Here is a 21362-nt window from a genome sequence, read left to right on the forward strand (position 1 = left end):
GCACACGAGTGAAGAGGATGTTCGCGGCAGTGGTTGCGGTCGCCATGGGGAGTTGCGGTGTTGCGGCGCCGGCACACGCCGCCACGGGGGTGGCCTTCCGCGCATATTCCGGCGCGAGCCAGAGCGCGCACCAGGCCCATTTCGAGAGCCTGCGCAGCCGGGGTTACCGGCCGATCACGGTGAGCGTCTCGGAAGGGCCGAGATACGCGGCTGTCTGGGTCAAGGGCGGAGGCGGAGCCTGGGTCTCGCGGAGCGGGATGTCCGAAGCGGGCTTCAAGGCGCGGTTCGACGACTACCTCGCGCAGGGGTACCAGCCGATATCGGTGTCCGCGACGGGTCCGGCTGGCCGTGCGACGTTCGCCGCACTGTGGGAGAAGCGCTCCGAACGGTTCTTCTCCCGCATGGGGCTCACCGGGGCAGAGTTCGCCGCCCACAACCGGAAGGCCCACGCGGATGGGTACGTACCGGTCTCGATTGATATGTACGGTACGCCGTCGGACCCCCGGTACGTCGCGGTCTGGCGGCAGAGCCAGGGAGGCGGGTGGTACTACTCGTACGGAAAGTCGTCCGCCGGGCACAGGAAGTTCTTCGACGAGCGCACCGCCGAGGGGTTTCGCCCGACGGCGGTCGCGGTGGGCCCGGGAGGGGCGCGGTTCGCCGCGATCTACCGCAAGGACGGTGTCCGGCCCTGGTACCACCACATCGACACCTCCGGCTCCGCCTACCAGCGCAGGTTCGACAGCCTGGTGGCGCGCGGTCTGCGCCCGGTGCAGGTGAATGTCGAGGACGGCGTGTACGCCTCGGTCTGGATCCGCTGACCATCGGGACAAGAACGCGGCTGGTGCCGAGACGGGAGAGGAGACGCGGGTTGTGGCAGGTCGGGGATGCCGATCGCCTGCTCCTGCTGAACCGCGCCGCCGCGCGGGGCGTGGTGGTGGTCAGCCCCTGCCTGACAGGGCCACGTGGGCGACGGCCTGGCGTTCGGCCTCCAGGCGTTCCGCGGTCTCCCGTTCGGCCACCACTTTCCTGTCGTAGGCGGCGCGAGCGGCCGCGATGGCGTTCTGGTGCTCCTCGGTCCAGATGACGAGGGCGCTGATGGTGCTGTGCAGGGTCGCGCCCATCGGGGTCAGCTCGTAGTCCACACGTGGCGGGACGGTGGGATGCACGGTCCGGCTCACCAGCCCGTCGCGTTCCAGATGCCGCAGCGTACGGGTCAGCATGCGCTGGCTGACCCCATCGATCGCGCGGCTCAGCTCGCTGAAGCGCAGGCTCCGCTTGTCGAGCAGCGCGATGATCAGAAGCGACCACTTGTCGGCGATGCGGTCGAGAATATGCCGCACCTCACACTCCGCGCGCTGGTCCCACTGGAGAACGTCCTCGTCGATGCCGGTATCACCGCAGTAACCGAGGGACTTGAAAGTGCCGTCTTCCATGCTCATCGATAGTGCCTGACGATGCTGTCACTTACAAGAAGGAACCAAGAGGGCATTGGGGAACCGTCTGCGGATCGGTTCTCCGATGCAGAGAGGTTGGGCTCCGATGTCGGATTCCGTCAGCGGGCCCGCACGCATGACAGCGCGTGCGTGGGGCGTGTTGCTGGTGTTGTGCGCCGCGATCTTCCTGGAGGGGATCGACGTGGCGATGCTGAACGTGGCGCTGCCGTCGATCCGCGCCGACCTGGGGTTGTCCACCGGGATGCTCAGCGGCGTGGTCAGCGCCTACGTGCTCGGCTACGGCGGGTTCATGTTGCTGGGCGGCCGCGCCGCCGACCTGCTGGGACACCGGCGGATGTTCGTGGTGTGGCTGAGCGTCTTCCTGCTCTTCTCCGGGCTCGGCGGGTTCGCCACCGAAGGCTGGATGTTGCTGGCCGCGCGGTTCGTCACGGGGGTGGCAGCCGCGTTCATGGCGCCGGCCGGGCTGGCGCTGATCACCTCCAACTTCCCCGAGGGCCGCCTACGCACCAAGGCGCTGGGCGTGTACGCGGGGACGGCGGCGGGCGGGTTCTCGCTCGGGCTGGTCGCCGGCGGCGTGCTCACCTCGTTCGGCTGGCGGTGGGTGTTCTTCGCGCCGGTCATCCTGTCCGCGCTGATCCTGGTGGCGGCGCTGGTCCTGCTGCGCGACACCGGCGGCAAGCGGGCTCGGGGCAGCTTCGACCTGGCGGGGTCGCTGTCCATCACCGGGGCCATGTTGCTCCTGGTGTACGGCGTGGTCCGGCTGGAGCACCCCGGTGACGGGCCTCTCCTGACGGTTGCGACGTTCGTCGCAGGGCTGGCGCTGCTCGGGCTGTTCGTCGCGATCGAACGGCGATCGTCGTCACCGCTGGTGCGGCTGGGGATCCTGCGCAAGGCGTCGCTCGTGCGCGTCAACCTGGCGGCTCTGCTGTTCCTGGTGGCGTTCGCCGGCTTCCAGTTCCTGGCCACCCTGTACTTCCAGGAGGTGCGCGGCTGGAGCACGATGCAGACCGGCCTGGCCATGCTGGTGATCGGGATCGACACGGTGCTCGCGCCCACGCTGACGCCACGCCTGGTCAACCGCTTCGGAAACGCGCGAGTCCTGTTCGGCGGCATCGTGCTCGCGGCGGTCGCGTACGCGCTGTTTCTGCCCGTCGGCATGGACTGGGCCTACACCGCCATGCTGCCGGCGTTGCTCCTGCTCGGTCTGGCTTTCGCGCTGGCGTACGGCCCGCTGACCATGGCCGCGACCGAGGGCGTCGAGGAGGAGGAGCACGGTCTGGCGGGCGGTCTGCTCTACACGGCCATGCAGTTCGGCATGGCGCTCGGGCTGTCGGCCGTCACCGCGGTCAGCGTCTCCGCCGGAACCGGTCTGGACGCGCTGCGGACCGCGCTGGTGGTCCCGCTGGTGGCGGCGCTGCTCGGCGCGGCAGTCATGGCCTTCGGCCTGCGGACCCGTGTCGCCTCCCCCGAACCGGCCCAAGAGTCCGCCCCCGCCACCGTTTGAGCAGCAGGGAGACGATGTTGAGCAACCACGTGACGTCGTTCGCCGAGATCAAGGGCCAGTTCGACGCCTACATCGGCGACATCGTGTACGCGACCATGACCACGGTCGACCAGAAGGGACGGCCCCGCGCACGAGTACTGATCCCCGTCTGGGAGAACGTCGACGGGCGGCCGCTGGGCTGGCTCGCCACCTACAGGACACCGGTCAAGGCCGCCCACCTGGCGGGCAACCCGCACAGCACGTTCTCCTACTGGACGCCCCGGCAGAACGCGGTGAGCGTCGACACCGTCGCCACCTGGGCCGACGACCTGGAGACCAAGTACCACGTGTGGGGCCTCTATCGGCGTACGAGCCCGCAGGGGGCCGGCTACGACCTGGGCAACTTCTGGCGCGACCCGGGCGACCCCAAGCTGCACGTGCTGCGGCTGGAGCCGTGGCGCGTACAAGTGATCAGGGGCAGCGACCTGCACAGCAGAATCTGGTACGCGCCGGGGAAACGCTGAACGACCTGGAGACATCGCCGAGCCGTCCTGTTCCAGAAATCCGGGACAGGGCGGCGATGATCTACGGGCAGCACCTCCATGGCGCCCTTGACTCCGTCCACGGGCGATGTTCGCCGGCCGCGGTATGAGCTGCACATCGGCCGTTCTTGTGGAGCTGCTCTGCGAGCTTCGGCCGGTACGGCGGTCAGCTGCGGAGGCGTGGCCGGTTGGACTTCGCGTGCCATCCAGCCGGAGGGTCCTCACCGACCAGCCCGTCCACGGCCTCGCGGAGCAGGTCGGCATGCCCGGTGTGCCGTCCGTACTCCTCGATCAGGTCGCAGAGCAGCCGGCGCAGGCTCAGATGGCGCCCGTCGGCGTAGGCGAGGTGGACGAGCTGGTCGAGTCCGCCGGTGGCCAGGGCCGCGTCGAGCCTCGCCCGGGACCGTTCGACGGTGGCGTCCCAGAGCGCGTAGAGGTCCTCGGGGGTGTCGTCGGCGGCCGAGTTGAGGTCCCAGTCGGGGTCGGTGTTCCAGTCTGCGGTGTCCCACGGCGCGTCGAGCGGAGCGCCGCTGAGTTTGGTGCTGAACATCTGCTCTTCGGCGCATGCGAGGTGCTTGAGCAGGCCGCCCAGCGTGAGCGAGGAGGCGCCGACGCGGGTCTGCAGCCCGGCCGCGTCGAGGTTGTCGGTCTTCCAGCGAAAGGTTGTGCGCAGGCGGTCGAGCGCACCGAGGAGGTGCTCGGCCTCGGTGCCGGCGAAGGGCGGTTCCCACCAGTAATCGCTGTTGGTCATGTCGCGACGGTAGACCCCGTTCCGGACGTTCTGCGTCCGGAAGGCGTCGGAGCCTGTTGCCGGTCAGGAAGCAGCGGGCACGGGACTTGGCTCTGCGGGCTGTCGTGCGTACACCTCGATCTCGAACTTCATGCGTGGATCGGCCAGGCCGCACACGAGCATCGTCGCGGCAGGGCGGATGTCGCCGAAGCAGCGGCGCAGCGTCGGCCAGCACGGCTGGAAGTCCTCACGGTCGGGTAGCAGGTATCTGACCCGGACGACGTCGGCGAACGAGCAGCCCGCTTCGTCCAGTGCCGATCCAACGTTGCGCAGGGCCTGCTCGGCCTGCTCGACCACGTTGGCGGAGATTGTCATGGTCGTGTAGTCGAACCCGGTCGTCCCGGACACGTGCACCCAGTCGCCGTCGATCACCGCCCTCGCGTAGCCGATCTCCTCTTCGAAGGTGGATCCACTCAAGATCACGTGTCGCTCTGTCATGTGGCGAAAGGTAGGCAACCAGCAGCGATATGTCCAATACCTATCCGAGACTTATCTGATATTCCTGAAGATATGGATCGTCCTGAGCTCAGCCTTCAGCAGCTTCACGCCTTCGTGGTCCTCTCCGAGGAGCTCCACTTCGGGCGCGCAGCGGATCGGCTGGGCATCGCGCAACCGCCGCTCAGCCAGCAGATCCGCCGCCTGGAAGCGAAGGTTGGGCACCCGCTGTTCACCCGAGGACCCGGCGCGGTCACTCTCACCGCGGCAGGACAGCAACTCCTGCCCGTTGCTCGGCGTGCACTCGACGAGATTGCCGTCGGCCTGGACGCGGCCCGACGTACTGGCAGTGGCGAGGCCGGTCGCATCCGGATCGGCTTCTCCGCATCGCTCGCGCTGACCGTCCTGCCGGGCTTGTTGCGCGCCTACCGCGACCGGTTTCCCCAGGTGGATATGGAGATCCGTGAGATGACCACAGCGCCGCAGGTGTCCGCTCTGCACGAGCATGTGATCGACGTCGGGCTCCTGCGCGAGCCGCCGGGCGAGCCAGGGCTGGAGACCGAGACGATCTTGTCCGAGGAGTTCATCGCGGTCCTGCCGGCCGCCCACCACCTTGCGGCCCAGCGCGTCCTCCCGATCGAAGCACTCGCGGACGAACCGTTCGTGTTGCTGCCCCGTAGTGCCGGACCGATCTTTCATGATCGGATCCTCGACTTGTGCCGCAGCGCGGGTTTCGAACCCCGCCTCGGCCAGCAGGCGGTCGAATGGCAGACGGTCTGCGCGCTCGTCGAGGCAGGACTGGGCGTGTCACTCGCCCCGGCGAGCATCCGCCGGATCCGCCTCAACGGTGTCGCATACCGCCGGATCGAACCGAACAGCGCGCGCACCACCGTCGCAGTGGCCTGGCGTCGCGACGACCAGAACCCCTTGGTCACACGATTCCTTGAGGCCGCCCGCGGCGAACCCTGAATCCTTTCCTCCCTCTCCGCGCATCGACCGACGCATCGGAGTCATGCGTTGAGACGATGATCCGCGCGGCGGCGGTGGTCACCCCTTCCAGCACGTCGGGCGTGACCACACGCACCAGCGGCACGCCCCGCGTCGTCTCGGTGCCGAACGACGGAACGGTGAGTCCAGCGGCATCGCGATCCGCCGCAGCTCCACCCCGGTGATCTTCATGCGTTCCTCTGCACCACGTAGTAGGTCTTGCGATGGAAGCCTGTCACCGTGGCGCCCTCCTCCATGAGACCGCCCAGAACGTCGCGCATGGCGTGCCGCCACGCCTTGGCGGCACCGGTGTCCACCCCGCGCAGCCGCTCGATGTCCTCGGGGACCGCGACCAGCACCACGCGCCCGTCGGTACGGCCCTCGACCGGGCGGCCGCCGTCGTCGCCCAGCCCGACCACGGCGTCCTCCGGCACCGCCGGCAGACACGGCACCCGCCGGACCGCCGCCTCGACCCGCGGCTCGGTCAGCGGCCACACGGCCAGGATCCGGTCGGACTCGTCGCCCTGGTTGATGGCATCGGCCATCACGCCGTAGAAGTTCGGGAGGTACTCCGCCGGCCGCGCGCCCAGCTTGGCCAGGTTGAAGTGCGCGTTGCGGCGGACCAGCGGGTCGTAGGTCCAGGTGATCCGGGAGATCCCGCGGTCCAGCGCCCACTGCCGCTGGTTCAGCTTCAGTTCGAAGCCGATGCCCCGTCCCGCTGCCGCGCCCGTGTTGTGCGAGTGCAGGGTCGAGTCCTGCCCGAAGAAGCCCACCGACGCCCCGACCATCCGGTCGCCGTCGAAGGCGCCGGAGACGTAGTTGCCCGCGTGGGTCAGCGCCCGCATCAGCCCGGCGGTGATCGGCCGGCTGTCCGGCTCGAATCCCCAGATCCGCTCGAACAACTCGTCGACCTGCTCGAACTGCTCGTTCGCATGGAGTTCCCTGATCACGGTCGAGGTCGTCATGGTCGAGGAGTCGCAACCGGTGGTTTCCGACACGTGCACGCGGTCGCTGTCGACGACGGCCCTGGCGTACCCGATCTGTTCCTCGAAGGTCGATCCGCTGAGGATCGCGCGTCGCTCCGTCACCCGACGAACGCTAGGAGGACCAGGGGTGATACGTCCAATACGCGCCGGTCGATGGAATGATATCGGTAAACGTATGGACCGCCCCGAGCTTCTCTGCCAGAACCTGGTCTGACCGGTCAGGACATGACAGGATGCAGCCGGTCCGGACGGCACGAGGCGCCTCGTCGATCGCCCTCACCCTCTCTCTTAGACTGACACCGCCCGGACCCGGCTCTGGCCGGCCTCTGACCACTTCAACAGTTGATACTCCCGACTGTGGCAGGGCGTCAGAACTGCCAGGCGTCGTCGCGCAGGAGCACCGCCTTCCCGCCGGGCCCCAGCCCGGTGACCGTGACGTCCGGGCCGCCGACCATGAAGTCGACGTGCACGCGCGAGGTGTTCACGCCCGCCGCGTCCAGCCGTGCGGGATCGTCCGTACGCAGGTGGGCGGGCGCGCCAGGAGGCAGCCCGGCGCCCCAGGCCAGGTGGCAGGTGGCGTTCTCATCCAGAAGGGTCTCCAGGTAGGTGATGCCGCTCTCGCCCACCCGCGAGGAACGATCGACCAGAGCGAGCTCGCCCAGCCGGGCCGCTCCGGCGTCGGTGGCCTGGTGCGCGCGAACGACGTCAGCTCCGGTGCTCGCCCTGACACCGGTCACGACGCCATCGGCGAAGGTCAGCTCCAGGTCGCGGATGACGGTGCCGTCGAGGGACAGCGGCCGGGTGGCGCGGACCGTGCCGTCGACGCGCCGGTGGTCGGGGGTGGTGAACACCTCCTCGGTCGGCAGGTTGGCCTGGAACGGGCGGCCCTTGACGTCCTCCAGGCGGGCGGCGGTCCAGTGGGCGTCCGGGAGCAGGCCGATGGTCAGGTCGGTGCCGGGGCCCTCGAACCGCACGGCGTCCAGGCGCATCTCGGTGAGCTGTCGAGCGCGATCGAGCAGTTCGGCGATGCGCTGCCGCCACGCCGCGCGCGGATCGGGCTCGTCGAGACGGAGGATGTGGCGCAGGTGCCGCCACAGCCTGGCCTGGTCGGGTTCGCCGAAGACGGCACGGGCCCACTCGGGGGTGGCGTAGGGGACGATCGTCCAGCGGACCAGGTTGTTGAGCTGGAGCCGCTGCCGTGAGGTCAGCGACGGCATGCGGTCCAGCCCGACGCGTACCGGGTCCAGCCCGGCCAGGAGGTCGGGGGCGGTGGCGCCGCGGATGTTGACGATGATGCCGCCGTGCCGTCCCAGCTCGTCGTTGCGGCCGTCGAGCCACGAGGGCACCTCGGCCAGGCTCGCGGTGTCGGCGTGCCGGACGCGGGATCGTTTGGCGTACGGGTCGAAGTACCAGATGTCGGCGTAGCGGGCGCCTCTGGCGTAGGCGGCCTCGGCCAGGGCGCGGGCGAGCGGGGCGTGCTCGATCTCGGCGTTGATCAGCACCCGGTCGTCCGCCAGCAGGGGCACGGCCACGTCGAACACGACGTCGGCATAGCCGGACAGGTCAGCGGGAGGAATGGTCAAGGGGGGCTCCTTCGCGTTCGTTGTGGCGCATGGGCAGGAACAGCAGCGCCCCGGCGGCGGACACGGCGCCCGCGAGGGCGAAGCCGGCGGTCAGGCCGAACCGGTCGGCGAGGACGCCGAGGGCCAGGGCAGCGCTGAGGAATCCGACGTCGAAGAAGGCCGTCGTGGTGGCGACGGCGGATCCGCGCTCGCCGGCGGGCAGGCCGTGCACCGCCATCCTGAGGAAGGCGCCAGCCCGAGGCTCTGCCCGGCGCCGATCAGCGCGATCGCGCACCATGTCCCGACCGGCGAGAGCCAGACGGCAAGCAGGATCGATCCCGTCCCGGTCAGCAGGAGGGAGGCGACGGCCAGGCGCGCCGGGGCGGCCGTGGCGAGCAGGGGATGTCCGGCCAGCCGGACGGCGACGAGGACGCCGCCGTAGACCAGGAAATGGAGGCCGCCGGAGCCGCCGCCGAGCGCGGCGACGTGCAGCGGCAGGAAGGCGCTGATGGCGGTGTAGCCCCACACGGAGGCCAGGTAGCCGAAGCCGGGTCGTAGAGCGGACGTGTGGTACAGCTGGGCCCGCCCGGATCCGGGATCCGGGCTCGCGCTCTCCGTGTCCGGGCTCATGGTCCTCGGCAGGGTGAGGCCGAGCGCCGCCGACCCCAGCGCCGCGGCCGCGGCCGTGATCCAGACGGCGGCGAACCCGGATGCGGCGTACAGCGTCTCGGCGATGACGGGCCCCGCGAGCAGTCCGGCGTTGACGGCGACGGAGAAGTGGTTGATCGCCGCGCCGGGCCGCCGGTGGTCGCCGGCCAGAGCGGCGAGGCCGACGTAGGCCAGCGCCTCACCGGCGCCGGCGACGCCGCGCAGGACGAAGAAGAGCGGTAACTGTCCGGCGGCGAGCAGCGCGAGGGACGTGCCGGACAGCAGCAGCGCGCCCGCGCACAGGGCCGTGCGGCGTCCGGCCCTGTCGGCCACCCGTCCGGCCAGTGGGCGGGCGAGCACCCCGGCCGCCGCGGTGACGGCCAGCGAGACGCCCACCATGCCCGCCTGCTGGCCCAGCGGGCCGGTGAGGTATCGCGGAACCGCCGGGATGAGCAGTCCGATCGACAGGAACGCGCCGGCCGCGCAGAGGAGCAGGCGGCCGATCATCATTCGTCACGCAGTTCGAGCAGGAGCGCGGTCATGCTGACCTTGACGCCGTCGTGCGGCGGTCCGGCCTTGTCGTGCAGGAGCGCCACGGCCTGGTCGATCAGGCCGACGATCTCCTCCCAGACGGGCCTGGCCAGCCATACCTCGGCGTCCATGGACGTGCGCTGGCGATCGGTCTCAGCCAGTCGCCTGGCCAGGTCAGTGCTCATCGCCTGGTGGAGGAGTTGCCGTCCCTCGGACCGGTCGAGGCGCTCGCCGCTGGACGGGTCGTAGCGGTAGCGCCGTTGCGGGCGGCCCTTGCCTGCCCGCGGCCGCTCGTCCGTCTGCTGGAGGAAGCCCGCTCTGGCCAGCTGGCGCAGGTGGTAGCTGGCCGAGGCGTGCGCGATGCCCAGTTCGTCGGCGACCTCGGTGGCCGACATCGACGCGCCGGTGAGCAGCGACACGATGCGGATGCGCAGCGGGTTGGCCAGGGCGCGCAGGGGGACAAGGTCATCCCGATTTTCCAAAGACACCTTGGGATAATAAGTTCTCCAACAACCATGGGGAAAGAGGTGGGTTCACGGATGTTGCTGACGATCCTCGGCGGATGCGGTGCGTGGCCGGCGGCGGGCCAGGCCTGCAGCGGTTACCTCGTGGAGCACGACGGGTTCAGGCTGCTCGTCGACCTTGGGTATGCGACGGTGCCGCGGCTGCTGGAACGGGTCAGCGCCGATCAGATCGATGCGGTGTTCGTCAGCCACGGACATCCCGACCACTGCGCCGACCTCAACCCGCTGTTGCGGGCACGCACAATGCGCGATGATCCGCCGGCGCCGTTGCCGGTGTACTCGCTGCCCGGCGCCCTGGATGCGGTGCTCGCGCTGGACCGCCCAGGGGTGCTGGCCAGCGCCTATGTCCCGCACGAGTTCACCGTCGGCAGCAGATTCGACATCGGCCCGTTCCGCGCACAGACTCGTCTGCTGCCGCACTCGGTACCCAATGCCGGCATACGGCTGACAGCGGGCGGACGGGTGCTCGCGTACGCCGGCGACAGCGGCCCGGGTCCCGACAGGGTGGAACTGGCCCGTGGCGCTGACCTGCTACTGGCCGAGGCTACCTACGTGAACCAGGTCCCGGAGGGGTCCCGACGTCACCTGACAAGCGCCCGCCAGGCAGGCCGGCAAGCCCTGGAAGCCGATGCCCGGCGCCTGTTGCTGACGCACCTGCAGCCAGGCACGGACACCTCAGCCGCGCGAGCCGCCGCTGGGGCCACGTACGACGGTGAGATCGGCATCGCCACGCCCGGTCTCGTCTTCGACCTTTCGTGAGCCACGGTTCCATCGATCGCCTGCGGCGTCCTCCTCGATCACCGGCAGCAGCAGCGCGTTCTTGCGCGCGGCGGGCAGAGCGCTGCGTCATGGGTGGCGATGCTGCGATCGCCAGGTCGGACGCCACGGCCTCCGCCGGCATCAGTTCAGGAACGAGCCTTCACGTGCCGGGGACGGCTTGGCGAGCGGACCCGCACCGGCCGGCCGCCTCGGCGATCAGCCTGTCCTGCATGGCCACCGGCAGGGACCGGTCGCCGGACAAGCGGCGCGCAGGTCATCAGGCGCGCGCATCGATCAGCCCCTTTCCGTCGCGCCTGCGATCACTTGACGGCGTCCGTCTGGGAAAGGTACCTTCGCCGTAAGTGGAGAAAATTTCTCCGATTACTGGAGGTTCCATGAGCGTTCTCAGCCGGCCCGCTTTCCCGATGCCCAGGTCGTGCCCCCTGTCGCCCCCTCCGGAGTACGCCCGGCTGCGTGCCGAGTGCCCGGTTTCGAAGGTCGTCCTTCCCGATGGCCGGACGACGTGGGTGATTACCTCGTATGCGCTGGCTCGCGAGTTCCTCGCCGACCCACGCGCGAGCAAGGACACCACACGTCCCGGCTATCCGAGTCCCGCTCCCGGTTTCCGGGCGGCCACGCAGGGTCTGGCCAGGGGGTTCGTCTTTCAGGATCCGCCAGAGCACACCCGGCACCGGCGCATGGTGGCTGACGAGTTCGCGGTCAAGCGGGTGCAGGCCATGCGGGCATACGTGCAAGAGGTGGTGGATGAGCGCATCGACGTGCTGATGGCAGGCGAGCGGCCGGCCGACCTCGTCCGGGAGCTGGCCCTGCCGGTGCCGTCGCTGGTGATCTGCGAGCTGCTCGGCGTCCCGTACGACGACCGGGAGTTCTTCCACAGCCGTACCGCAGCGGCCGTCTCGCGGTCGAGCCCGCCCGAAGAGCGCGTGGGCGTGCTCGGCCAACTGCGGGACTATCTGTCCGAACTCGTGGACCGCAAGGAACGCGAGCCCGCCGACGACCTGATCAGCCGCCTGATCGACAAATACCGGCGGTCGGGCGACTACGACCGCGAGCGGATCGTGGTCACCGCCACGATGCTGCTGGTGGCCGGCCACGAGACCACCGCGAACATGATCGCGCTCGGCACGGTGGCGCTGCTGGAGCATCCCGACCGGCTCGCCGAACTGGAGTCCGATTCGGCGATCATGCCGAAGGCGATCGAGGAGCTGCTGCGTTACTTCAGCATCGCCGACGTCGGCACCGCCCGGGTGGCGACGGCCGACATCGTGCTGGGCGACGCCGTCATCGGCGAGGGAGAGGGAGTGATCGCCCTGGGCGCCGCAGCCAACCATGACCCCGCCGCCTTCGACCACCCCGGCGAGCTCGACTTCCACCGCAGCGGCGCGCCGCACATGGCCTTCGGCTACGGCATCCACCAGTGCCTGGGCCAAAACCTCGCCCGGCTGGAGCTCGAGGTGGTGTTCACCGCGCTGTTCTCCCGGATTCCCGGGCTGCGGCTGGCGGTGCCGGCGCGTGAGCTGCCCTTCAAGGACGAGGCGAACATCTACGGCATCCACGAGGTACCGGTCACATGGTGAGGGACAGCGCGATGCGCGTGCGGATAGAAGAGGACAGATGCATCGGTGCCGGGCAGTGCGTTCTGGCCGCGCCGCAGGTGTTCGACCAGCGGGAGGAGGACGGGGTGGTAGTGCTCCTCGACCCGACGCCGCCCATCGAGAAGTCCAGGGCCGTACGCGAGGCGGCCACACTCTGCCCCGCGCTGGCCATTGCGCTGGAGAAGGACTGAACGCCATGCCCGGTGTGGTCATCGTCGGCGCCTCGGCCGCAGGGCTGTCCGCGGCTGAAGCCTTGCGCGAGGCGGGCTGCGACAGGCCGATCACTCTGATCGGCGCCGAGCCCCACCTCCCCTACGACCGGCCGCCGCTGTCGAAGCAGGTGCTCCTGGGCCAGTGGGACGCCGACCGGACCGTCCTACGCACCTGCGACCAGCTCGCCGGCCTCGACCTGCGGTTGTCCACCGAAGCGGTGGCCCTGGATCCGGACAGCCGCGAGATCACCCTCGTGGACGGGGAGCACATCGGCTACGAGCACCTCATCATCGCTACCGGCGCACAACCCAGGCGCGTGCCGGGCGACGGCCTGGAGGGTGTGCACTACCTCCGCACCCTGGACGACGCCCTGGCCCTGCGCGATCGGCTGACAGCGGAATCCAGGCTGGTGGCGATCGGCGCCGGGTTCGTCGGTTCGGAAATCGCCGCCGCAGCGCGGGCCATAGGGGCGCACGTCACACTGATCGGCCAGGGCCCCGCCCCGATGTCCGAAGTCCTCGGACCCGTGCTCGGCGGGCTGATGGCCCGCACGCACGCCGACCACGGCGTCACCCTGCTCATGCGCGCCGAGGTCGCCGCCCTACTCCCGGAAGGCAACCGGGTCGGCGGCGTCGTATTGACCGATGGACGCACCGTGCCCGCCGATCTGGTAGTCGTGGGCATCGGCTCGGTGCCCTCCAGCGGCTGGCTGACCGGCAGCGGCCTGCCGGTCGACAGCGGCGTCCTTTGCGACCGCTACGGCAGCGCAGGCCCCGGTGTGTCCGCGGCCGGTGACGTAGCTGCCTGGTACCAACCCGTCCTCGGCTCCCAGGTCCGGATCGAACACCGGACGTCCGCCACCCAGCAGGCGAGGTGCGTGGCACACAACCTGCTCGGCGGCCGTACCGAACCTGGCATTCCGTATTTCTGGACCGACCAGTACGGCCTGCGCCTGCAGGTCTGGGGCTACCCGACCGGCGATGCCGCGTTCGCCGTCGTGGAAGGAGACCTCGAAGACCGCCGCTTCCTGGCCGTTTACGGTCGGGCCGGCCGCGTGATCGGGGTTGCAGGCATGGGCCTGCCACGTCAATTCCGCGAGGCCCGCGCTCTCATCGGCACCCCAATGCTCACAAAGAAAGGATGATCGATATGAAAGCCCTGGTAGCAAGGGCCTACGGCCCGCCGCACACCCTCAGGATCGAGGACCTGCCGATCCCGGAGCCGGGACCCGGCCAGATCCAGGTCAAAGTGTCCGCGGCCTCGCTCAACCCCGCCGACCTCATGATGACCAGCGGAGACATCAGGGAAGCATTCGAAACCCGCTTCCCCTACGTCCCGGGATCGGACTTCGCCGGTACGGTCACAAAGCTCGGCACCGGAGTCGTCGCCTTCGCCGCAGGTGACGAGGTCTTCGGCTTCGGCGTCCCGCCCTCCTACGCCGAGCGATTCGGCCTGCCCGCGGTCACCTCGGGTGGCTTGGCCGAGTACGCGACCTTCCAAGCCAACGGCCCTTTCGTTGCGCACAGGCCCGCCGGCCTGGCCCCCGAGACGGCGGCGGCGCTCGCGAGCACCGGCATGACAGCCGCCGCCGCCATCCAGGACGGCGACTTCCAGCCGGGGGAGACAGTCCTGGTCATCGGCGCGACAGGAGGTGTGGGCAGCATCGTCGTCCAACTTCTGGTCAAGGAGCGCGAGGCGGAGGTCGTCGCCACCGCACTCCCCGAATACGCCGGCTATGCCCGCACTCTGGGCGCGACGCACACGATCGACTATCTGACCACCGACGTCGTCACCGCGACCCGCAGACTCCACCCGGACGGCGTGGACGCCATCGTCAACCTCGTCCTCGACGGAGACCGGCTGGCAGAGGCTGTCAAGGCGCTCAGACCAGGCGGTCGGGTGATCAGCACCACGTTCAGCTCGCTCGGCAGCGGAGACGTCACGGTGAAGATCGTCGACGGTCCCCCAAGCCTGCGTGCCGACACCTTCCCCACCCTCGCCGCTCGCGTTCTCGACGGCACGCTGGTGGACATGATCAGCCGCAGGTACCAGTTTGACCAGGCAGCCCAAGCCCTCGCCGACCTCGCCGCCGCCCCGAACACCCGGGGAAAATGGGTCATCTCAATGACGTGAGGGCCCGCCATCGGCCAGCCCGAATGGTCGTCGTGCCGACGGTGTTTCGGTGAGTGAAGCCGCTCCAGGGGTGCCGATCAAGCTTGGAACGCGGCATAGCGGCATGGTGGCGGCATCCTTCCGGGTCCGCCCCCCACGACCCTCCTGTCTGCGGTTTTGCAGAAAAATCTCTGGCTTTCGGGGCGAGGGCCGAACGTTTTCCGACAGATGATCTTTCGCTCGCTTTTACGGATGGGTTGATGGGATGACCACGACCATGATCTTGATAGCCGATTGAGGAGTGACATGGGAGTCGAGCGAACGGATTCCGGCGTGTCGCGGCGTCAGGCGTTGCGCGCCTCACTGACCGCGGCCTCCGCCCTGGCGGCGACCCAGACGGTCGCGACACCGGCCCGGGCAGGCACGGAGGCGGCCCACGCGGGCGCGGACTCCGGGGTCAGTGCGGTCGTCCCCGGTCCGCGTGGCCAGTTCGCCCGCAACGTGGAGGTCGTCGGCTACACCGACATGGATCACCGGCCGGCCTTCAAGCTCGCCATCCGCCGCGTGGGCGATCGGTGGTATCTCTACACAGGTCACTTCTGGCACTCGGGCTGGAGCGTCGTGGACGTCACCGATCCGCGGCGGCCGGAGGTGGTGGCGTTCGTGCCTGGGCCTAAGGACACCTGGACCCTGCAGGTCGATCTGCACGGCGACATCATGGTGACCGCACTGGAGCAGATCTTCCCCAATTTCGGCGGTGACCCGGAGGCCTCCTTCGAGGAGGGCATCTACATCTGGGACATCAAGGACCCCGTACGCCCGCGACGGCTCGGCCACTACACGACCGGCGGCACCGGGACGCACCGCAACCTCTATCCGGGTGGACGCTACGTGCACGTGGCGGCGGGCGCGAAGGGATTCCGCGGCAACATCTACTCCATCGTCGACATCGCTAACCCGTCCCGGCCCAGGGAGGTGGGGCGTTGGTGGGTGCCGGGACAGCGGGACGGCGAGAAGGGCACGCCCGCCCCCGAGTTGCCGCACACACACGGCTTCTGCTGCGCCAACGGCGCGGACGTGTCCCTGCACGGGCCCCCGTACGTCACCGGCGACCTGGCCTACCTGCCCTACGGCGCGGCCGGGCTGGTCGTGCTGGACATCTCCGACGTGACCCAGCCGAAGCCGGTCGGCGGCCTGAACTTCAGCCCGCCCTTCCACTCCCGCTTCGGTGTGCACGGCGTGCTCCCGATCCCGGACAGGAAGATCGCCTTCGCGAACTCCGAGGACGTCTCCTACGGCAAGGGCGCCGCCCCGCACGCCTCCATCGTGGACATCTCCGATCCGGCCAACCCCTGGCTGTTGTCCCTGCTGCCCACCCCCGAACCGCCACCCGGAGCGCCGTACGAGGACTTCTCCGGCAGGGGCGGCTGGAGCGGGCCGCACAACATCAACCACCACCAGCACCACCCCGACGTGCAGAAACAAGGCGACCTGTGCTACGTCGCGCACTTCAACGCCGGGCTGCGGATCTATGACGTCTCCAACACCCGCCTGCCGCGCGAGGTCGGCTACTTCGTGCCTCCAGACCCCGTCCGCAGGTACGGCCCGATGCCTGAGGGGGAGTTGGTGGCCCAGACGGAGGACGTCGTGGTGGACACCCGCGGCAACATCTACGTCTCCGACAAGAACCAGGGCATTCACATCCTCCGCTATACCGGCCGCGGCAGGGGCTGACGGAGCAGATCGAGGAACCGCGGTTATCGGGTTTCTTCCGCGAAGGAGGTGTTTCCGGCCTCTGGGCCGGCGGGGTCCCAGGTCACATGAGGCGAACCCGGCAGCGCAGTGGTGTCGAGGTACCTGGGCTCGAGGACGCGCTCGGTGAACTTCCAGCCATCCGGGGTGCGCTGGTAGCGGTCGTGGAACAGGCCGTACATGAGGACCGACCTGCCGTCGCGCTGGCGACCGATCTCGAAGATGGATTCCCGGCCGGTCGCGGTGTCACCATCTGAACAGCGACGCGAAACGGTCATAGTCGCCGATCATTGCCGCGTCGGCGTGGTCGTCCCGCAGCCGGTGGAGCGTCGAGCCCGCATCTCAAGCTTCAGTCAACGGGGGTGTCAAGCCAGGAGCCGTTGAGCATGACGGTACGGCCGCTGAACTCCGCCAGAGAATTCCATGCGAGTATCCGCTTGGGGCAGAGGCGGATGTACAGGAACATGTCCGGAGTATTGCGTGGGTCTGTCGATACCTCTGCGTACGCCTCGGCCGAGGCGACGTCGATGTCGGGTACGTCGAGCAGGATCGTGTAGGCGTCGATCAGGACGACGTCAGCGGTGTCTCCGATCGCCAACCGCGCCGTCGGCCTCGCCCGCAGGTTCGAGACCGTGCGACTGCGGCGGAAGGTCGCGGAAGTCAAGGTCGAGCCGTTCCAGACGTAGGCGACCGGGATCAGATGTGCCCCGTGACCGTCGCTGGCGGTGGCCAGCCACATCTGGAATCCGCTGCTCAGACGGTCAAGGATGTCGGCTCGTCGCTGTGGGAGGTCACGCGCTGGCGGCAGGGTTGCTGAGGACATGTCTACTCCTTCATAGAGGCTCACATTCTGAAGACGAACGGGCGAGGGACAGCTTCGACGCTGCCCACGAAATGTGCAGTGCCGGGCTGTCCCGCCCTCCGACAGGGTGGAACGCGACATGGCCACAAATGCACCGGGGACTCCGTCGATCAGTGCCAGGGATGCGTGGAGAGCGCGGCCGGAGAGGGTCTCGGCGACCGCGGAGCGGCGCGAACGGCACAGCGAAGATGTCATGCAGCACGAAGGCCAGGCGCTCGTTGGGAGCCAAGGTGTCCAGCACCACCAGCAGTGCGAGGCCGACCGAGTCGGACACGATCGCCTGATGCTCGGGATCGACCCTTGTGTCGTCTCTGCGTTGAGCCAGGTGCAGCGCGGGCACGTCCAAAGGTTCTTCGCTTCGGGCGGTGCGTGAGCGCAGCATGGCCAGCGCTACGCGGGCGACGACAGTGGTGAGCCACCCGCGCAGGTTCTCCACCTCGCTGGTGTAGGACCGGTTGAGCCGGAGCCAGGTTCCTGGACGGCGTCGTCGGCCTCGGCCGCGAGCCGAGGATCTGGTGGGCCACCGCCCGCGGATGCCTCCGGTGCTCCTCGAACCGGTCGGTCAGAAAGTCGTGCTCGTTCATCGGTCACATTCCTCCGGCGCGGCAAGTCATTGTCTATGACTCGCGAAACGTCGCGGGTGTGACCAGCAGAGTGACGACCGCGCTGGGCGGTGAGCCCTTGGTGCCGTTCATCGGCTGGCGTAGCTGTCCCATCGGAGGAAGAATCATGTCCGCACGCACCTCGTCTTGGCTGCGCACCGCCTTTTACTGGGTTCTAGCCGCAGAGTTCTTCGTCGGCTTCGCCACCAAGTTCTGGCCTGGCCCGACCTTCTTTGGCCCGGCGTACGCGGTGAAGTTCGTCGATTGGGGGTTTCCTCCCTGGTTCAGATTCGTCGTTGGCGCCATCGAGCTGATCTGCGCGATCTTGCTGGTCATCCCATCCGAACGGTCCAGATTCATCGGCGCCGCAGGGCTGGTCTTCCTCCTTACCGCCGCGGTCACTACGCACCTCATCGATGATGCGCCCCTGTACGAAGAGGTCTCGGCCCCCATTCACCTGGTGCTCACGGCCATGGCCGCCCTGGCGAACTGGCCGTCTGACTGGAAGGACCTCATACGCCCGCAACGGGATAGCAGTGCCGCGCCGTCACGCGTACGAGGCGTGGAGCACAGCAACCGATGATCGGCGCCATCGACTCCATCAACCCGCGCGTATCCGTTCCACCGTGTACTGGGCCGCCACCCTGATCATCGCGGCCGAGTCGTTCGTGGGCGGCTTCTGGGACTGCTGCGGACCGCCTACGTCCGCTCGGGAACCTTGGCCGCATGCAGGCCCTCGGCTACCCCGCATACTTCCTGCTCATCATCGGATCTTGGAAGGTCCTGTCCGTCCCGGCCATACTCCCGCCGGGATTCACCCGGTTGAAGGAATGGGCCTACGCCGGTGCATTCTTCAACTTCTCCGGCGCGGTCTTCTCCCACCTTGCGTCCGGCTCGGAGTGGTACCCGTCGGCTACACCTTCCTGTTCACCCTCTGCACACTCATCTCCTGGGTGCCACGCCCCAGCAACCGGGTCCTGGGCAACCTGTATCCGCACCTGGGATTGCGCCAATCTCCGACGCCATCCTGCACACACACTCCAAAGAGCGCGCTTCGGCCACCCACCGGGTCGGTTGTCTCTAGTCGAGGCTGAAGCGCGCCCCCGGTGCGCCGAGGTCCAACCCCTGCCATTCCGCCATTCGCCGCCGGTACAGCTCGGCGACCCGCGGCCGGTCGATCCGCTCGCGGGCCTGCGATGACGCGATCGCGGACTATCTGGTGAGGCTGGTCGGCTCCCTGAGCCACGTCAGCTTCTGCGGGTTCGCCACCGCGTGGATCCGGCTCACCTGCCCGTTCTCAACCATCAGGCTCACCGCGGCCACTTGGCCGTCGGTCTCGATCCGGCCGGCGGGCGCGCCGTTGAGCCAGACGGCCGACACCGTCCGGTTCGGGCGCGCGAGGGACTCCGCTACGAGTTCGGGCCCATGGATCGGAGCTCGGGCTGCGGACGCGAGCCCGCCGCCGTCGACGATCAGGACCACGTCTGGCGCCAGGACCTCCATCAGCTCCTTCACCTGCCCGGTGCGCACCGCGGCCAGGAACCGTTCCACCACGATTTGTTGCTCCGACCGGCTCACCCGTACCCGGGGCTGACGGGCAGCGACACGGTCGCGGGCCCGCCGGGCGATCTGCCGCACCGTGGCCGCGGACTTCTCGACGGCCTCGGCGATCTCGCCATAGGGCATATCGAAGACTTCGCGGAGTACGAACACCGCACGTTCCGTCGGAGCGAGCGTTTCCAGTACAGTCAACATCGCGATCGAGACCTTATCCACAAGGTCGATGTCCTCGGCGACGTCAGGGCTGGTCAGCAGCGGTTCCGGAAGCCACTCGCCGACGTAGTCCTCGCGGATGCGCGACAGCGTGCGCAGGCGGTTGAGCGCTTGCCGGGTGACGAGCCGGACGAGGTAGGCCCGCGGGGCGCTCACCTGCGCGTGGTGGACACCGGCCCACCGCAGCCAGGACTCCTGCAGGACATCCTCCGCGTCGGTCGCCGATCCGAGCATCTCGTAGGCGACGGTGAACAGCAGGCTGCGGTGGGTGAGGAACGGGTCCTCGGTCATCGTGTCCCCGGTCACGCCGTCGACGCCGCGCCGGAATCCTCCGGGACCTTGGCCAGCGGAATCTCGCAAGCTTCGGAGAAGCCCTGCGAGGTGACCCCGTTCGCCACGTTGGCTCTGGTCGCCAGGTTGACGTAGGCGATGTGCGTGGTGAGCTCGACCATCGCCGCGGGGCCGAGCCGCTCCAGCAGACTCGCGTACTGCTCGTCGGTGACGGTCGGCGGTGTGTTCGACATGGCCTCGGCGTACCCCATCACGTCCCGCTCCAGCGGGGTGAACACATCCGAGGTCCGCCAGCGCGGTACCTGGCTGGCCTTGGCCAGGTCCAGATCGTCGTTCTGTGCCTGGAAGTAGCCGACGTCGAGACACCAACTGCAACCGATCAGTGCCGCGACGGCCATGTGCGCGAACGACTTGAGACTCGCGTCGGCCGCATTCCACGCGCCCGCTTTGCCGCCGAACTCCAGGTTGTCACGAGCGAGTGCGGGGTTGTTCCACAACACCTCGACGTTCTCGGGCACGCTGCCGAATTGCCTGATCATGTTTTCCCTGAGGTCGGCGGGAAGCTCGGCCTTAGGAACGCGTAGCGCCATGATGTTCTCCTCTTAGGTGTGCGTTCTGGCTGTTCGACATGAAGACACCGCCGGGGCCGCCGAATGTGACAGCTTGTGATCTGCCGCCGCTGCGGCACCTGTGGCCCTCCTCGCGCCATAACCCGTTCCGCTCAGCCGCTCGGTGGAGGGGCTGAGCGTGACTTTTCGTTCCACTGCTGCATCAGGGCCTGCGATGCCGGGCTTGCGAAAGGCGACCGAGGTGCTGGCGGGGGCGCCACCAGGCCGATTCTGTTCTGCGGTGATGTCGAATGCTGTCGAGCCCGTTCGTAGCCGAGGTGACACCGTCTCACTGTTGGTCGAGCCGGCTCCTGTCAACCGAGCTCAGGCGATCGGCGGCATCGGGGTCTGCTTCGCCGATGCGGTTCAGCAGGCGGTGCAGCAGGGCGCGGAGAGCCTCGAAGTCCTCGGGGCTTGTCAGTTCGGCCCACCGTTCCTCGATTCGGTCCCCTGCGCCGGCCGCCAGCGGCTGGACCGCTCTTCCCCGTTCGGTGAGCACGATCAGCCGCGACCTGGCGTCGCGGGGATTCGGGAGGCGTTCCAGGTAGCCCGCCCGTTCCAGCTGGTCGACCGATTGCGCCATGGTCTGTTTCCGCACACCGGCGCGAAGGGCCAGGTCACGGACCTGGATTCCCTCCGGCGGGACGAACGGGAACACCTTGGCATCCCCGGAGCGGATGTCGCCGAAGCCCGCCTCGGCAAGGGCCGCCTCAATGCCGGCGGCGTACTCGCGGTGGAGCAGGCGGAGCAGCAGCGAGAGTCGCAGCCGCTTCGTGGAGGAATCTCCGTTCATATTGACAGGCACCTGTCTAAATCTCATAGTGGTCAGATA

24 protein-coding genes are annotated in these 21362 nt (G+C 68.7%); 12 read left to right on the plus strand and 12 right to left on the minus strand.

Annotation, left to right across the window (positions count from 1 at the left end):
• Positions 1–17 precede the first annotated feature (17 nt).
• Positions 18–818 carry a hypothetical protein gene (locus tag ACZ6SA_RS45335; protein WP_465835445.1) on the plus strand — a complete coding sequence of 267 codons (801 nt, stop codon included), beginning with the start codon at positions 18–20 and terminating at the stop codon, positions 816–818.
• Between the two features lie 120 nt (positions 819–938).
• Here ACZ6SA_RS45335 and ACZ6SA_RS45340 read toward each other — a convergent pair whose 3' ends face one another.
• Entirely contained in the window at positions 939–1433 is a 495-nt protein-coding gene (locus ACZ6SA_RS45340; RefSeq protein WP_347649566.1) for a winged helix-turn-helix transcriptional regulator, read from the minus strand.
• Positions 1434–1539: 106 nt separating this feature from the next.
• On the opposite strand from ACZ6SA_RS45340, the gene ACZ6SA_RS45345 reads away from it, so the two are divergent.
• Both ACZ6SA_RS45345 and ACZ6SA_RS45350 read left to right on the plus strand, forming a co-directional pair.
• Positions 1540–2958, plus strand: coding sequence for an MFS transporter (locus ACZ6SA_RS45345; protein WP_465835401.1), 1419 nt, complete (start codon positions 1540–1542; stop codon positions 2956–2958).
• Positions 2959–2972: 14 nt separating this feature from the next.
• Positions 2973–3461 (plus strand): pyridoxamine 5'-phosphate oxidase family protein, encoded by a 489-nt coding sequence (locus ACZ6SA_RS45350; protein ID WP_465835403.1) that lies wholly within the window; start codon positions 2973–2975, stop codon positions 3459–3461.
• Positions 3462–3645: 184 nt separating this feature from the next.
• On the opposite strand, the gene ACZ6SA_RS45355 is transcribed toward ACZ6SA_RS45350, so the two are convergent.
• Both ACZ6SA_RS45355 and ACZ6SA_RS45360 read right to left on the minus strand, forming a co-directional pair.
• Positions 3646–4230, minus strand: a complete 585-nt coding sequence (locus ACZ6SA_RS45355) for a mycothiol transferase (protein ID WP_465835406.1) — start codon at positions 4228–4230, stop codon at positions 3646–3648.
• 63 nt (positions 4231–4293) lie between these two features.
• On the minus strand, positions 4294–4707 hold the full coding sequence (locus tag ACZ6SA_RS45360; RefSeq protein ID WP_347649562.1) for a RidA family protein: 414 nt from the start codon (positions 4705–4707) through the stop codon (positions 4294–4296).
• A gap of 72 nt (positions 4708–4779) precedes the next feature.
• Here ACZ6SA_RS45360 and ACZ6SA_RS45365 point away from each other — a divergent pair, with 72 nt between their 5' ends.
• Complete coding sequence (locus ACZ6SA_RS45365; protein ID WP_465835408.1) at positions 4780–5673, plus strand: LysR family transcriptional regulator; 894 nt, start codon at positions 4780–4782, stop codon at positions 5671–5673.
• Positions 5674–5879: 206 nt separating this feature from the next.
• On the opposite strand, the gene ACZ6SA_RS45370 is transcribed toward ACZ6SA_RS45365, so the two are convergent.
• The 4 genes from ACZ6SA_RS45370 to ACZ6SA_RS45385 all read right to left on the minus strand — a co-directional run bounded on the left by ACZ6SA_RS45370 (position 5880) and on the right by ACZ6SA_RS45385 (position 9906).
• Positions 5880–6779, minus strand: coding sequence for a GNAT family N-acetyltransferase (locus tag ACZ6SA_RS45370; protein WP_465835410.1), 900 nt, complete (start codon positions 6777–6779; stop codon positions 5880–5882).
• 266 nt (positions 6780–7045) lie between these two features.
• Entirely contained in the window at positions 7046–8260 is a 1215-nt protein-coding gene (locus tag ACZ6SA_RS45375) for an aminopeptidase (RefSeq protein ID WP_465835412.1), read from the minus strand.
• A 90-nt stretch (positions 8261–8350) separates the two neighbouring features.
• Entirely contained in the window at positions 8351–9397 is a 1047-nt protein-coding gene (locus ACZ6SA_RS45380) for an MFS transporter (RefSeq protein WP_465835414.1), read from the minus strand.
• Entirely contained in the window at positions 9394–9906 is a 513-nt protein-coding gene (locus ACZ6SA_RS45385; RefSeq protein WP_465835416.1) for an ArsR/SmtB family transcription factor, read from the minus strand. The genes ACZ6SA_RS45380 and ACZ6SA_RS45385 overlap by 4 nt, the downstream gene beginning before the upstream one ends.
• Before the next feature lie 51 nt (positions 9907–9957).
• Between ACZ6SA_RS45385 and ACZ6SA_RS45390 the strand changes: the two genes are divergently transcribed.
• From ACZ6SA_RS45390 to ACZ6SA_RS45415, 6 genes are all read left to right on the plus strand, one after another.
• Entirely contained in the window at positions 9958–10701 is a 744-nt protein-coding gene (locus ACZ6SA_RS45390; protein WP_465835418.1) for an MBL fold metallo-hydrolase, read from the plus strand.
• A gap of 527 nt (positions 10702–11228) precedes the next feature.
• Positions 11229–12299: a cytochrome P450 gene (locus ACZ6SA_RS45395; RefSeq protein ID WP_347649555.1), complete on the plus strand. Its 1071-nt coding sequence runs from the start codon at positions 11229–11231 to the stop codon at positions 12297–12299.
• An 11-nt stretch (positions 12300–12310) separates the two neighbouring features.
• Positions 12311–12508, plus strand: coding sequence for a ferredoxin (locus ACZ6SA_RS45400; protein WP_347649661.1), 198 nt, complete (start codon positions 12311–12313; stop codon positions 12506–12508).
• A 5-nt stretch (positions 12509–12513) separates the two neighbouring features.
• Positions 12514–13674 carry an NAD(P)/FAD-dependent oxidoreductase gene (locus ACZ6SA_RS45405; protein WP_465835420.1) on the plus strand — a complete coding sequence of 387 codons (1161 nt, stop codon included), beginning with the start codon at positions 12514–12516 and terminating at the stop codon, positions 13672–13674.
• Positions 13675–13679: 5 nt separating this feature from the next.
• Complete coding sequence (locus tag ACZ6SA_RS45410) at positions 13680–14663, plus strand: NADP-dependent oxidoreductase (RefSeq protein ID WP_465835422.1); 984 nt, start codon at positions 13680–13682, stop codon at positions 14661–14663.
• Between the two features lie 285 nt (positions 14664–14948).
• On the plus strand, positions 14949–16376 hold the full coding sequence (locus ACZ6SA_RS45415) for an LVIVD repeat-containing protein (protein WP_465835424.1): 1428 nt from the start codon (positions 14949–14951) through the stop codon (positions 16374–16376).
• A 23-nt stretch (positions 16377–16399) separates the two neighbouring features.
• Here the strand turns inward: ACZ6SA_RS45415 and ACZ6SA_RS45420 are convergent, their stop codons facing one another.
• A complete protein-coding gene (locus tag ACZ6SA_RS45420) occupies positions 16400–16672 on the minus strand; it encodes a nuclear transport factor 2 family protein (protein WP_465835426.1) in 273 nt (90 codons plus the stop codon).
• A 71-nt stretch (positions 16673–16743) separates the two neighbouring features.
• Complete coding sequence (locus tag ACZ6SA_RS45425) at positions 16744–17133, minus strand: hypothetical protein (protein ID WP_465835428.1); 390 nt, start codon at positions 17131–17133, stop codon at positions 16744–16746.
• An 852-nt stretch (positions 17134–17985) separates the two neighbouring features.
• Between ACZ6SA_RS45425 and ACZ6SA_RS45430 the strand changes: the two genes are divergently transcribed.
• Together ACZ6SA_RS45430 and ACZ6SA_RS45435 are read left to right on the plus strand one after the other, a co-directional pair.
• Positions 17986–18441, plus strand: coding sequence for a DoxX family protein (locus ACZ6SA_RS45430; protein ID WP_465835430.1), 456 nt, complete (start codon positions 17986–17988; stop codon positions 18439–18441).
• Positions 18442–18584: 143 nt separating this feature from the next.
• Positions 18585–19058 carry a DoxX family protein gene (locus tag ACZ6SA_RS45435; RefSeq protein WP_465835432.1) on the plus strand — a complete coding sequence of 158 codons (474 nt, stop codon included), beginning with the start codon at positions 18585–18587 and terminating at the stop codon, positions 19056–19058.
• 12 nt (positions 19059–19070) lie between these two features.
• On the opposite strand, the gene sigJ is transcribed toward ACZ6SA_RS45435, so the two are convergent.
• The 3 genes from sigJ to ACZ6SA_RS45450 form a co-directional block, all read right to left on the minus strand.
• Positions 19071–19922: an RNA polymerase sigma factor SigJ gene (gene sigJ, locus ACZ6SA_RS45440; protein WP_465835434.1), complete on the minus strand. Its 852-nt coding sequence runs from the start codon at positions 19920–19922 to the stop codon at positions 19071–19073.
• Positions 19923–19933: 11 nt separating this feature from the next.
• The gene (locus tag ACZ6SA_RS45445; protein ID WP_347649546.1) at positions 19934–20512 is read right to left on the minus strand and encodes a carboxymuconolactone decarboxylase family protein; all 579 of its coding nucleotides are present in this window, start codon (positions 20510–20512) and stop codon (positions 19934–19936) included.
• A gap of 307 nt (positions 20513–20819) precedes the next feature.
• Complete coding sequence (locus ACZ6SA_RS45450) at positions 20820–21323, minus strand: MarR family transcriptional regulator (protein WP_347649545.1); 504 nt, start codon at positions 21321–21323, stop codon at positions 20820–20822.
• Between the last annotated feature and the right edge of the window lie 39 nt (positions 21324–21362).

This window comes from Nonomuraea sp. NPDC049378, from assembly GCF_055586745.1.